General features: G+C 75.8%; 9 protein-coding genes, 1 tRNA gene and 2 pseudogenes. 6 read left to right on the top strand and 6 right to left on the bottom strand.

The genetic code is table 11. The annotated features are described in order from the left end of the window. Positions 1-226 precede the first annotated feature (226 nt). From AB0910_RS15815 to AB0910_RS15805, 3 genes and pseudogenes are all read right to left on the bottom strand, one after another. Positions 227-1,804 (bottom strand): annotated as a pseudogene (locus tag AB0910_RS15815) (hypothetical protein); the annotation flags it as partial. After that, positions 1,804-3,024, bottom strand: coding sequence for a hypothetical protein (locus AB0910_RS15810; protein ID WP_366745158.1), 1,221 nt, complete (start codon positions 3,022-3,024; stop codon positions 1,804-1,806). The gene AB0910_RS15810 and the pseudogene AB0910_RS15815, both read right to left, overlap by 1 nt. Continuing rightward, positions 2,921-3,844, bottom strand: coding sequence for a phosphatase PAP2 family protein (locus tag AB0910_RS15805; RefSeq protein ID WP_366745157.1), 924 nt, complete (start codon positions 3,842-3,844; stop codon positions 2,921-2,923). The genes AB0910_RS15810 and AB0910_RS15805 overlap by 104 nt, the downstream gene beginning before the upstream one ends. A gap of 297 nt (positions 3,845-4,141) precedes the next feature. Between AB0910_RS15805 and AB0910_RS15800 the strand changes: the two genes are divergently transcribed. The 4 genes and pseudogenes from AB0910_RS15800 to AB0910_RS15785 all read left to right on the top strand — a co-directional run bounded on the left by AB0910_RS15800 (position 4,142) and on the right by AB0910_RS15785 (position 6,219). Beyond that, complete coding sequence (locus AB0910_RS15800) at positions 4,142-4,738, top strand: histidine phosphatase family protein (protein ID WP_366745156.1); 597 nt, start codon at positions 4,142-4,144, stop codon at positions 4,736-4,738. Positions 4,739-4,910: 172 nt separating this feature from the next. Next, entirely contained in the window at positions 4,911-5,261 is a 351-nt protein-coding gene (locus tag AB0910_RS15795) for a hypothetical protein (protein ID WP_366745155.1), read from the top strand. A 197-nt stretch (positions 5,262-5,458) separates the two neighbouring features. Then, positions 5,459-6,155, top strand: a pseudogene (locus AB0910_RS15790) (bifunctional DNA primase/polymerase). Further along, a tRNA-Lys gene (locus AB0910_RS15785) sits at positions 6,146-6,219 on the top strand. The pseudogene AB0910_RS15790 and the gene AB0910_RS15785 overlap by 10 nt, the downstream one beginning before the upstream one ends. 73 nt (positions 6,220-6,292) lie before the next feature. Here the strand turns inward: AB0910_RS15785 and AB0910_RS15780 are convergent. After that, positions 6,293-7,471, bottom strand: a complete 1,179-nt coding sequence (locus AB0910_RS15780; RefSeq protein ID WP_366745230.1) for a M6 family metalloprotease domain-containing protein — start codon at positions 7,469-7,471, stop codon at positions 6,293-6,295. 512 nt (positions 7,472-7,983) lie between these two features. Between AB0910_RS15780 and AB0910_RS15775 the strand changes: the two genes are divergently transcribed. Then, the gene (locus AB0910_RS15775; RefSeq protein WP_366745154.1) at positions 7,984-9,957 is read left to right on the top strand and encodes a bifunctional diguanylate cyclase/phosphodiesterase; all 1,974 of its coding nucleotides are present in this window, start codon (positions 7,984-7,986) and stop codon (positions 9,955-9,957) included. Between the two features lie 44 nt (positions 9,958-10,001). On the opposite strand, the gene AB0910_RS15770 is transcribed toward AB0910_RS15775, so the two are convergent. Continuing rightward, the gene (locus AB0910_RS15770; protein WP_366745153.1) at positions 10,002-10,403 is read right to left on the bottom strand and encodes a MerR family transcriptional regulator; all 402 of its coding nucleotides are present in this window, start codon (positions 10,401-10,403) and stop codon (positions 10,002-10,004) included. An 88-nt stretch (positions 10,404-10,491) separates the two neighbouring features. Between AB0910_RS15770 and AB0910_RS15765 the strand changes: the two genes are divergently transcribed. After that, positions 10,492-11,475 (top strand): aldo/keto reductase, encoded by a 984-nt coding sequence (locus AB0910_RS15765; protein ID WP_366745152.1) that lies wholly within the window; start codon positions 10,492-10,494, stop codon positions 11,473-11,475. 26 nt (positions 11,476-11,501) lie between these two features. Here AB0910_RS15765 and AB0910_RS15760 read toward each other — a convergent pair whose 3' ends face one another. Next, positions 11,502-12,590, bottom strand: a complete 1,089-nt coding sequence (locus AB0910_RS15760; RefSeq protein ID WP_366745229.1) for an esterase-like activity of phytase family protein — start codon at positions 12,588-12,590, stop codon at positions 11,502-11,504. Between the last annotated feature and the right edge of the window lie 30 nt (positions 12,591-12,620).

Genomic DNA, 12,620 nt, shown 5'->3' with positions numbered 1-12,620 from the left:
GCGCGTCCGTCGCGGCGCGCGGCCTGGCGCGGTCCTCCGCGGGCGCGGCGCGCGGCCGGCCGGGCGTGCGGCCGGCCGCCGCGTCGCACGGGAAGTCGACGTCTCACAGGAAGTCCTCCTCGGTGACCGGGTCGGGCTCGGGCGGCGTCCTGCGGGCGGCGTCCTCGGCAGCGCCGGACTCCGCCGCGGCGCCGGTGCCGGGGAGCGCCGGCCGCGCGGCGCCCTCCGGCGGGCCGCCGTGGGTCCACGGCGTGTCCTCGGGGTCCGGCAGCTTCGGGCCGCCGCGCACGTCGTGCTCGAACAGGGTCCACGCGATCACGTCGCCCTTCTCCGGCACCGAGCCCTCGGCGGGCGTCTTCGCACGCCCCATGCGGTCGGTGACGCGCAGCACCACCGTGCCGCGCGGGTCGCCGCGGCCCCCGTCGTCGGCGCCGCCGCCCGGCTCGGTCCCGTACCCCGCGAACACCGCGGTCTGCGCCTTGCCGTCGAGCGAGCGGAACACCTTGGCGCGCTCGCCGAGCTGCGGCGCGTCGTCCGTCCTGAGCGTCACCAGCGGGCGGGGTGCGGGGCGCTTGCCCTCGCTGTACTCCAGGACGACGTCCACCACCTCGCCGACGAACGCCTGCCCTGCGAGCCGGTGCGCGGCGAGCACCAGCGGGTCGTCGAGCGCCTCCGCGGCCTCCAGCTGGGCCTGGGCGGTCTCCCGCGCGGCGAGCTTGCGCGCCGCGGTCACCGCGTCGTCCGTGCGCGGCTGGGGCGGCTCACCGGCCCGCACCCGGTCCCGGTGGCCGGTGTACGACCAGCGGTCCCTGGTCCAGCGGTCGGCGACCCTGGAGCCCTCGGGCAGCTCGCCCAGCAGGTCGATGCCGCGCCACACGGCGTCCCAGGTGGGCCGCAGCACCTCGGCGAGCGCCCGCCTGATGTCGCGCTCGGCCGCCGTGGCCCTGGCGAGCTGCTCCTCCGCGTACGCGCCGTCCTGCGCCGCCTCGTGCGCCCTGCGGGCCAGGTCGTAGCGCTCGACGGCCGGGGCGAGCACGCGGTTGTCGAACGCCGGGTCGGTCGCGGGTCCCGCGGGCGGGCAGAGCAGCTGTCCTTGCGCGTCCCTGCCGGTCTCGGCGCGCAGCGCGGCCTCGGCCCCGGTGAGCCCTGCGGGCGGTTCGAGCCAGGCGAGGAGGGCGCCGAGGTGCTGGTCCTCCAGGTGGGACTGGCCGGTGGCCCAGTGGCGGCCGAGGAGGTCCGTCATGGCGAGCAGCAGGCAGGAGCCGGGGACGCGGGCCCGCTCCCCGTAGTGGGTGAGCCAGCGGCCGAGCAGCGGGACACGGGGCGGCGCGGGGTGGGCCGCGCCCGGGTCGTCCTCCGCGGTGCGCCGGAAGCGCATGGACCTGCCGAGCAGCCGCAGGAACTCGACGCCCGGCCCGTTCGGCACGATCAGCTGCGGCGCTTGTGCGCACAGCTCGACCTCGACCTTGACGCGCTTGCCGGTCTCCGGGTCGGTCTCGCCGCGCTCCGCGGGCTCCACGTCGTCCGCGTATGCCTCGATGACGGGCAGGACCGCGTCCGCGAGCTCGGCGAGGAAGGCGAACCGCAGGTCGCGGTCGCGCGGCTGGGCCACCGTCAGCAGCCGGGGCGCGTCCCTGTCGGTGCCGACGAGCGCGCCGAGCGGCGCCCCGGCCTCGCCCGCCGTGGTCAGGGGTACGAGGACGAGCGGGCGGTGCGCGAGGTGGCGGTGGCGGACGGTCGTGAGCGGCGCCGCCCTCCCGGTGTCGACGGCTTCGAGCCGTGCCAGCGTGCCGATCAGGGACATCAGGCACCTCCGGCGGCGGGCGCGTCCGCGCCGCGCCGGGTCCCGGCGAGCGCCTGCGTCCGCAGGGCCGCGGCCCTGCGCAGCGCGGCGACCGCGGGGTCGGCGGGGTCGCCCGCCTCGCCGCGCGCCGCGGCGAGGACCGCGCCGACGGTGGTGAGGCCGCCGAGGTCGCCCCGCACGCTCCGGCCGAGGGACTCCACGAGGCCCGCGCCGCGCGCCCGCTGCCTGCAGTGGAACGCCAGCTCGCAGGCGGCGAGGCACTCCGGCGCGTACGCGGCGGGCAGCGCCTCGACCGCGGCGGACAGCTCCTCGCCCGAGCGTCCCGACACGTCGAAGGACGCGCCCTCGGGCAGCGCGTCGGCGATGTCCTCGATCCGGGTGAGCCGGTCAAGCTGGCGGCGCGTCACCGCGAGCTGCTTGCGCACGTCCACGACGGACCCGGTGGGCAGGTTGGAGAAGTCCTTCGGGCACACGAGCAGCGCGCGGTCACCGGTCCGCGCGCCCTCGGTGCGCAGCGCGACGCGCTCAAGCGCGAGCACGTAGACCGCGGACTGGCGGGCGGCGGCGCCGACCTTCGCGGCGTCGGCAGAGCCGTCGATCACCGGGAACGACTTGATCTCGACCACCGTCCAGCGCCCGCCCGGGTCCACCACGACGGCGTCCGGCTCCAGACAGGCGGGCGAGCCCGCCACATCGAGCGCGAGCAGCGGATGGTCGAGCAGGGTCCATGCGCCCTCGTCCGCCGCCGCCCGGGTGGCCTCGCGCAGCGCGAGCGCCGTGCGCGCGACCCGGCCCTCGGGCCCCGCTGCCGCGAGGTCGGGCACCCGCGCGGCCTCGCCGTCCGCCGCCTCTCCCGGCGCGCCGAGGTGCTCCCGTACGAGCGCGAGCAGGGGGCGCCCGCCGTCCCCCTTGACCCGCGCCTCGAACGCGTTGCCCCGGGCGAACGCGAACTGCGACTGGCCGAACGGCGCGGGCGAGCCCAGCGCGTCGGCGAGCGCGCCCTTGTCCACGCCCGCGCCGTCGAGCAGCGCGCGGCGCCTGCAGCCGGGGTTGGCGGCGAGGGCGGCGAGCGCGCGTGCGTCGAGGGGGCGCGCGGCCACGCCGGGGCCGCGCAGCTCAGCGAGCCGGTGCCGCAGTGCCGTCGGTTTCGGCCCGTGCGCCGCGCTGCGCGCCTGCGGAGGTACTGCCGGTGCGGGTCCGCTGCCCTGGGAATCGCTCACCCGGCGAAGTCTCGCACCCGCCACGGACAATCGTGCCGCCCCGGCCCCCGGGGCGGGTCGTGAGACGGGCGAAGGCCGTCCGCAGCGGGTCGGTGAGCAGCGCGCCGACGGCCATCACGAAGACCCCGGCGACGGCGTCGAGCAGGTAGTGGTTGGCGGTGCCGACGACGACGAGCGTGATGACGACCGGATAGGCGGCGCCGAGCCACCGTACGGCCGGGGTCTTCGCGTGCCGCCACAGGACGGCGCCGCACCACAGCGCCCAGCCGACGTGCAGGCTCGGCATGGCCGCGTACTGGTTGGTGATGCCGCCGAGGCCGCGGGGCGCGCTGGCCTGGCCGCCCCACCAGCCGTAGGAGCTGTAGTGGGCCATGGTGTCGACGAAGCCGTACCCGGTGCCGAGCAGCCGGGGCGGCGCGGTCGGCACGAGGGTGAAGCCGATCAGGCCGAGCATCGTGGAGAGCATCAGCCAGGTGCGGGCCCTGCGGTAGTGGGCGGGCCTGCGGCGGTAGAGCCAGAGCAGGACGGCCGGGGTGACGACGTAGTGCAGGGAGGCGTAGACGAAGTCGGCGGGGACGCCGAGCACGGCGGTGCGGGTGAAGACGTGGTTGAGCAGGCGCTCGGGGTCGATCCGCAGGTGCTGCTCGATGTGGAGTATCGCGAGGCCGTGGTGGACGGCCCCGGATATGTCGCCCCGTACGAGGAGCCGGCCCGCGGAGTACGCGGCGTACACCACGGCGAGCAGCAGGATCTCGATCCACCACCGGAGCCCGGGGCGGTGTGCCCCCGGCCGGTCGGTGCCGCTCAGCGCGTACGACATTCGGACGTCTCCATGATGTTTTCATCTGCTTTTCGACCGCCCTTCAACCTACGGGGCGGACGGGCGCGCCGTGGGCCGGGGGGCGGGTACCGCCCGTGCGCCCCCTGTGGCGCGCGGGGCCGCGTGGCGGAGGACGCCGGTCGGTGCGTACGGGTTGCCCGGGACGGGCCGGGGGCTGCGGGACTGCGGGTGACGCAGGGCGGGTGGGGGGATGGCGCGTGGGTGGGTGGGGAGTGCCGCCTGGGCGGGTGGATGATGAGGGGACGTATGCCCACGATTTCCGGGAGAAGCCCTCGTATGCGCCTGTTCCTCGTCCGGCACGGCCGGACGGCCTGGTCGGTGTCCGGACAGCACACCGGGAGGACGGACGTCCCGCTGCTCGACGAGGGGCGCGCGGACGCGAAGGCGCTCGGCGCACGCCTGCACCGGGCGCCGTGGTCGGGGCTGCGCGGCGCGGAGGTCCGTACGAGCCCCCTCGCACGGGCCGCCGAGACCTGCGAGCTCGCGGGGTTCGGCGACCGGGCCGCCCGGTGGGACGCGCTGATGGAGTTCGACTACGGCGCCTACGAGGGCCGCACGCCCGCGCAGATCGCCGAGGCGCGCCCCGGCTGGTTCATCTGGCGCGACGGCGTGCCGGACGGCGAGAGCCTCGCGCAGGTCGCGGACCGCGCCGGCCTGGTGGTGGAGTGGGCCAGGTCGAAGGAGCGCGACGCGGTGGTCTTCGCGCACGGGCACATCCTGCGCGCGATCGGCGCGCGCTGGCTCGGCGAGCCGGTCGCGTTCGCCGCGCGGGTCCGGCTCGCGCCCGCCTCCCTCTCCGTCCTCGGCTGGGCGTACGGGGCCCCCGCGATCGAGGTGTGGAACGACACGGCGCACCTGGAGCAGGGCGCCTGAGCCCCGCCGCGGCCCACGGCCCTGACGCCCTCTTGCGCGGCGCGGGACAATGGACGGCGGTCCCCGGCGGACCGGGCGCGCCCCGGCACCTCCGGCGGTCCTGCACAGCGCGCGTGCGCACGGCGCAGAAGTGCGCACGGCGCAGAGGCACGACGAAAGGCATGGGCACACCATGGCGGATGCCGCCCCCGGCCGGCGCCGTATGAAGCCGGCTCCGCTCCTCTTCGAGCCCGCGGCTGCCGCCGCCGACCCGGACCGCTTCTTCGGCCTGGAGTCGATGGACGACCCGGCCGAGCTGCTCGACCGGTCGACGGAGCTGACGCTGTCCTTCCGCGCGGCGACGGACCGCGCCGTGGAGTTCCAGGCGGTCGCGGCGGCGCAGCTCGCCGACCCGCGCAGGTTCGACCGGCTGACGGCGGCGGCCATCGCCGAGCGCGCGGGCTGGACCGAGGACTACGCGAAGAAGATGGTCGAGTTCGGCCGCGATCTGCTCACCGGCACGTCCCCCGCCGACGAGGACTGAACCGGGGCCGTACGAAGGGGACACGGCGCGCGCCGCGCAGCCCCCGGCCGCGCGCCCCGTGCGCGCCCCCGGTGCACGTGCATCCGTACGCGCATCCGGCATATGCGGGTGGGCAGATTACGCCGCGTCCGCCGCGCCTGTCCCGGTTTTGCGCAACTCACGGCCACCTGCCCGTCACTCCAGGTAGACCTGGGTGCATGACCGCATGGCCGCGCACCGAGAAGCCCCTCGCCCACCGCCGCACCGACCTGCTGTCCTTGCTCGGCGAGGCCGAGCGCCAGCACACCGAGCGCGTCACCCAGGACGGCGCCGCCTGGCTGGCCTCGGCCGCGGCCTCGCCGCGCTCCGCGCTCGCGCTGTGGAACGCCCGTCCCGAGGCGCCGGAGGTGCTGCCCTGCGGCGCGGTCTTCGACGTCGTGAACCTCCCCACGGTCTTCGCCCGCCGGGTGCTCGACCGGCTCTGGTCCGAGGGCCCGGGCTCCGGCCCGGTGGCCGCGCACCGGGGCCGGGTGCTGCTGTTCGCGGCGCCCGGCACCGCGCAGCGGCTGCCCGCGCTGATCGGCTGGGAGGAGTGGGGCGGCACGGAGCGCACGGGCGGCGTGCCGCCGCTGCTGTGCCACGGCGCGGGCGACGCCGTGACGGTCCCGCCGCTCGCCCCTGCGCCGGGCCAGGGGCCGCGCTGGGTGGTCGCGCCCGACACCAGGGGGCCGTGGCTGCCGGGGCCCGAGGTGCTGCTGTGGGCCTGTGTGGGGGCCGCCCGCGCGACCTCCCGCGCCGCGGGCGGGCGGCCGGGCGCCGCGGCACGGCGCCGACCTGCTCCTTCGCCGTCCCGTATCGATTTTTCCTCGCACCGATCCGGGTGCTAAGGTCTACGACGTCAGCAGGCGCCGCTAGCTCAGTTGGTTAGAGCAGCTGACTCTTAATCAGCGGGTCCGGGGTTCGAGTCCCTGGCGGCGCACAGACAGCGAGAGGCCCCCACCGTGCGGTGGGGGCCTCTTGTGCGTGTCGCCGACCGGCCCCCTGCCGGGGCCCTACGCCCCGGCGCCGGTCGTGATCTTCACCGTCCACGCGCCGCTCGGGGTGCGGTCGGCCGCCTCGACGGTGACCCGCTCCCCCGGCACCGTGTAGGTCTCCCCGACGCCGAGGGGCGCGTCCGCGAGCGGCGGGTAGACGGAGGATCCCGCGCAGGCCGAGGTGTGCGGGTGGGTGTCGTAGACCTTCACGGGCCCGTCGCCCGACTCGGTGCCGCCGCGCACCCGGTAGATCAGTACGCCCTCGGTGCACGTGGTGGCGTCGTTGCCGACGGCCGCGCGCGCCTCCACGGCGATCGCGGAGTCCTCGCCCGTCCTGATCACGGCGAGCCGGGTGCCCGCCCGGCCCGCCACGGACCGGGGCGCGGAGACCGGTTCGAGCGTGAGCATGGTGGCGCCCGCACTCTGCACGCACCGCACCTGCCGGTCGTCCAGCCAGCCGAGCTTCCACTTCATCCAGCCGAAGAGGTCGGGCGCGAGGCCGAACTGGCTGCCCATCACGTCCCAGTCGCCGACGTAGGTGTCCCAGTCGCCCTTGCCGTCGGTGGGGCGGTGGTAGAGGTCGGGCAGGTCGAAGACGTGGCCGGTCTCGTGCGCCAGGACGTTGCGGTCCGGCGGATGGTGTTCGAACACGGTCACGATCCGCCCGATGTCGGTACCGTCCGCGCGCATCGGGCGGCTGAAGTTGACCACCTTGGTGGCGTCGGAGTCGACGCCCGGCGCGTCCGGGTCGGCCACGAGATAGACGACCTGGTACTTGGCGAAGTCCACGACGGGGTCGGCCACGCGCAGCGCGTCCCGCAGGTACATGTCGCGCCGCGACGGCGCCCAGTACCGCGTCATGCGGTAGGCGGTGGACGGGCGCGGCATCCGGAGCCAGTGCGCCCTCGGGTGGTCGCGCAGGACGAACCTCCCGTACGAGGAGCGGTTCCAGAAGACGCTGGTGGCGGGGAAGTGGTCGGCGGCCAGCTCGCGCGGGGTCGTGCGCGGCGTCGCGTCGGGGAACGACAGGAAGATCATCACCGCGTCGACGGGGTGGTCGGGGCGCACGTAGGAACCGTTCCAGGAGTCGAGGCCGAGGCTGTGGTGCGCCGCGGTGCGCGGCAGGGCGCACGCGGCGGGCGAGGCGGCGGCCTCCACGGTGGGCCCGGTGACCAGCGAGGTGGTGGTGAGCGCCATCAGCGAGGTGAGGGCGGCGGCCGCGCGGCGCAGACGCGGCCCGCCGACCCGCGGCGTGCGCGCGGGGCCCGGCTCCGATGCCCGGTGACGCTCCACAAGGACCTCCGGCCGTGGAAGGCGTGTGACGTCACCACCCTGTGATGTTCTGTGATGAGATGCCCGCTCAGAGGAACCAGGCGGGTGAGGGAACGGCCGTCCGTACGCCACTCGCACGGGCGCGTGCACGAGGGGGCGCGCGCCGGGGCAGCCGCGCCACCGGGACGCGACCAGTGACCCCCCGACCCGATCACGGAACGTCACAAACCGTCAGGACACGTGTGACCTGCGTCGCAGATATGCAGAAACGGTCATCCGGAGGACGGCCCCGCGCCGGATGGTCTCTCTGCGTTCCCGCGCCCGCCTCCCGGCAGCTGGAACGGCCCCCCGCGCGGGCTCTATGATCGGCTCACTTTCCCGGCCCGACCGTCCCAGACCCGTCCCTGTCCGACACGACTGCACCGCGGGAGCGAGCCGTGAGCGCAACCTCCGAAGAACCGCGATCGACGGCAGTCGCGGCGGACGGCGCCGCGCGCCCCGCGGACCGCACGGTCACGGATCGTCACCCGGTCGGCGGAGCCCGCCGGTCGGCGGGGCCAGGCGACTACCGGGCCGCCTTCCGCGCCGCGCGGCTCGCGATGGCCGTGCTCGACCGCGAGGGCACGGTCCTCAGCGCCAACGACGCCCTCGCCGAACTGCTCGGCGCCGCCGGCGCCCACCTGCCGGGGCAGGCGGCGGCCGACCTGGTCGACCTGGCGTCCGACGCCCGCACCTGGCACGCGTACCGCGAGGTGCTCCGCGGCGGCAGACGCCGGCTGCGTTGCACGCGCCTCATCAAGCACCCGGGCGGGCGGGCGGTGTGGGCCGAGGTCACCGTCGACCCCGTGCCGGAGACCGGCGGCGGTGCGCTGCTCGCGGTCACCGACATCAGCGACCGGCGCGAGCTCCAGGCGCGGCTGCGCCACCTGCAGATGCACGACCCGGTGACGCGGCTGCCCAACAGGGCCCTGTTCTTCGAGCGGCTGACGGCGGCTCTGGAGCCCGCCGGGCCGACGCGCGGCGCCGTCGGCACGGCGGTGCCCACGCCCGGCCGCCGCGCGGCCTGCGCCACGGGCCGCACCGCCGCAGCGGCCGCACAGGGCCGTCCCGCCGTGCCGGGCACCGACGACGATCCCACGGAGCGCGGCACCGGCCGCATCGGCCTGCTCTATCTGGACCTCGACGGCTTCAAGGCCGTCAACGACACCCTCGGCCACCGCACCGGCGACCGGCTGCTCGCCGCCGTCGCGCAGCGCCTCGTGGACTGCGCCGAGCACGCGGACCGCACCGGCGGCGGCCATCTGGTGGCGCGGCTCGGCGGCGACGAGTTCGCCGTCCTGGTGGAGGACTCGACCGGCACGGACCAGCTGACCTGCCTGGCGCGGAGCGTGCTCGACTGCCTCCAGCTGCCGTTCGACCTGGCGGGGCAGCGGCTCGCGCTGTCCGCCTCCATCGGCGTCGTGGAGCGCCCCTGCGAGTCCACCACGCCGACCGGCCTGATGCAGGCCGCCGACACCACGCTGTACTGGGCCAAGGCGGACGGCAAGGCCCGCTGGACGCTGTTCGACCCGGAGCGCAACGCGCACCGCATGACCCGTCAGGCGCTGGCGTCCTCGCTGCGGCCCGCGGTCGGGCGCGGCGAGTTCCGGCTGGAGTACCAGCCGCTGGTGCGCATGGCCGACAGCGCGGTGAAGGGCGTGGAGGCGCTGGTGCGCTGGCAGCACCCGCAGTTCGGCACGCTGACGCCGAATCGGTTCATCGGTCTGGCCGAGGAGGACGGCTCGATCGTGCAGCTCGGCAGCTGGATCCTGCGCACGGCGTGCCGGCAGGCGCGGAGCTGGCAGCTGGCGCATCCGGAGGCGGAGCCGCTGTTCGTCAGCGTCAACGTGGCGGTGCGGCAGGTGTGGGACTCCGACCTGGTGGCCGAGGTCGCGGACGTGCTCGCGGAGACCGGGCTGCGGCCCGAGCTGCTCCAGCTGGAGCTGACGGAGTCCGCCGTGATGGGCTCGGCAGGCCGCCCCCTCCAGGCGCTCCAGGCGCTGAGCGAGATGGGGGTGGGGATCGCCATCGACGACTTCGGCACGGGCTACTCGAACCTCGCCTACCTCAGCCGCCTGCCGGTGTCCGTGCTGAAGCTGGACGGCTCGTTCGTCCGGGGCTTCCGCTACGACGAGGGCGGTGCGCACCAGAGCCCGGCCGACGAGATGATCGTCGAGGCGCTGGTGCAGCTCGCGCACAAGCTGGGCCTGACGGTGACGGCGGAGTGCGTGGAGACGTCGGTGCAGGCCGAGCGGCTCCAGCAGATCGGCTGCGACACGGGCCAGGGCTGGCTGTACTCGCGCCCGGTGGCGCCCGAGCGCATCGGCGACCTGCTGGCCCGCCGCGCGACGGGCCCCGGCCTCTGCGGCTGACCGGACCGGGCGGCGCGCGCCGTCCCGTACGCCCTGGTAGCGACCTATGCCGATACCGCGCGGTAGGCGTCGATCTTCCGCTCCAGGGCGGCGAGGTGGCGCGTGGTCTCCTCCAGGCGGGCGACGACGCGGTCGCGGTGGGCCTCCAGCAGGCCGAGCCGCTCGGCGACGCTCGTCTGGGCGCGGTAGGCGGCCGCGTACTCCCTGATCTCCTGGATGGTCATGCCCGTGCCGCGCAGCATGGCGAGGCCCGCGAGCCAGGCGAGGTCGCGCGTGCCGTAGCCCCTGCGCCCGCCGGGGTCGCGGCGCGGCCGGGTCAGGGTCAGGCCCTCGCGCTCGTAGTAGCGGATGGTGTCGACGGTCGTGCCGAGCAGCTCGGCGGCGCGGCCGACGGGCACGCCCTCGGGACCGGCCTCGGGGACCGTGGGCAGCGGTACGCCGTCCATGCCCCGAGTGTCGCACTTGACCTGGAGCGCGGACCAGGTCGCAGGCTGGGGGCAGCGGCGTGGGAGGCCATGCCGGGGAAAGGACGAGATGAAACAGGTTGCTCTCGGGTCCCAGGGGCTGCGCGTCTCCGAGCTCGGTCTCGGCTGCATGGGCATGAGCGCGTTCTACGGCGACCGCGACGACGCCGAGTCGGTCGCGACGGTCCGCCGCGCGCTCGACCTCGGTGTGACCCTCTTCGACACCGCCGAGGTGTACGGGCCGTTCAGCAACGAGAAGCTGCTGCGCGAGGCGCTCGGCAGCCGGCGCGACGAGGTCGTGGTCGCCACCAAGTTCGGCCTGCGGATCGAGGACGACGGCACGGTGGTCGGGCCCGACGGGTCCCCCGCCTACGCCAGGCGGGCGCTTGAGCGGTCGCTGCGGCACCTCGGCACGGACCACGTGGACCTGTACTACCTGCACCGGGTCGACCCCGGCGTGCCGATCGAGGAGACAGTCGGCGGCATGGGCGAGCTGGTGGCCGAGGGGAAGGTCCGCCACATCGGCGTCTCGGAGACGTCGGCCGGGACGCTGCGGCGCGCGCACGCCGCATTCCCCGTCACCGCGATCCAGTCCGAGTACTCGCTGTTCGAGCGGGACGCGGAGCACAACGGCGTGCTGGACACCGCGCGCGAGCTCGGCATCGGCTTCGTGCCGTTCTCGCCGCTCGGCCGCGGGTTCCTCACCGGGACCTTCCAGACGCAGGCCGACCTGCCCGAGGGCGACGCCCGCCGCGGGCTGCCGCGCTTCGGCGAGGAGGCGATCGCGGCGAACCTGCGGGTCGTGGAGGCCCTGAGGCGGATCGCGGACCGCAAGGACTGCACCACCGCGCAGCTGGCGCTCGCCTGGACGGTCGCGGCGGGCACGGTCCCGATCCCCGGCACCAAGCGCCGGGCGCGGATCGAGGAGAACGTCGCGGCGACGGAGATCACGCTGACCGCGGAGGACCTCGCGGAGATCGACGCGGCCTCGCCGCACGGCGTCGCCACCGGCGCCCGCAACGTGGAGGCCGCGCTGGCCCGCGACCGCCGCTGACCTTCCGGCGGCCGCCGGCCCGCGGCTCAGCGGCGCGGCAGCCGCGCCGTCAGCGTGTACAGCCTGGTGGTCTGCGCCGCGTTCTGGTTGTCGTCGCTGACGAGCAGCAGCCGCAGGCGGCCGCCCGGCGCGCGGCCCGTGACGGCCATGCCCTCGATGTTGTCGAGCAGCGGGTTGGGCTGCGGCTGCTTCGCGGTGGCGCCGAGCGGCGGGCAGTCGCCGATGTCGGCGAGCAGGGTGCGGTGCACGGGCCGCACGGCGCGCTGCCCGGTCAGGTCGGTGATCCCCGAGGTGTCGGTGGCGCCCGCCGGGTCCGCCAGGTAGAGCCGTACGGTGTTGCCGACGCCCTCGGTGAAGCCGCGCTCCAGCACGAGCAGCCGCCCGTCGCCGGTGGGCGCGATGTCGGAGACGCCGAGCGGCTTGCCCGCCGCGTCGGTGTCGACCTGGAGTGCGTACTGCGGGCCGAGCCTGAAGTCGCCGTGGACGCGCGGCCGTTGCCAGGTCTGGAAGCGCACGAGGTCGGCCCGGTCGCCGCTGAGCGCGCCCTCCATGGAGGCGACGAGCGTGCGGCCGCCCGGCTGGAGCGCCAGGCCCTCGAAGGTCAGGTTGCCGGTGGCGCGCCCGGCGGGCGCGACCCGCAGCGGCGCGGGCACGGGCAGGCTGCCGAGGATGCGGGAGCCGTCGCGGCTGTAGCGGCGGACGGAGGGCTCGGTCTCGGAGGTGATGAGCCGGGTACCGTCGCGGTCGACGGCCAGGGCCTCGGAGTCGAGGGGCTGCCCGTGCTCGTCGGCGAGGGGCACGACCTTCGTGGGGCGCAGCGTCCTGGCGTCGAGGGTGAAGAGGGCGGAGCGGTCGGAGAGCGCGTCGACGGTGCCGTGCGCGTCGACGGCGAGCGCGGAGAGGTTGCCGACGAAGGCGGAGCCGAAGGTCGTCTTGTCGAGGTCGTCGGAGAAGCCGTCGATCCCGACGTCCGCGGAACAGGCGTGCCCCGCACCGGTGTCGGGCGGCAGGTGGCCGCCGCGCCCGTGCGCCTGGGCCGTGGTACCCGCGGCGGTGAGGCAGGCTGCGGTGGTCAGGGCGAAGGTCAGCCGGGCGAGGGCTCGGGGAAGGCGCACGGTCGGCACTTGGGCACTCCACGGTGGGCG

It is taken from the genome of Streptomyces sp. NPDC047002 (assembly GCF_040704505.1).
GTDB lineage: Bacteria > Actinomycetota > Actinomycetes > Streptomycetales > Streptomycetaceae > Streptomyces.
This window is presented reverse-complemented; position numbering and strand designations above follow the sequence as displayed.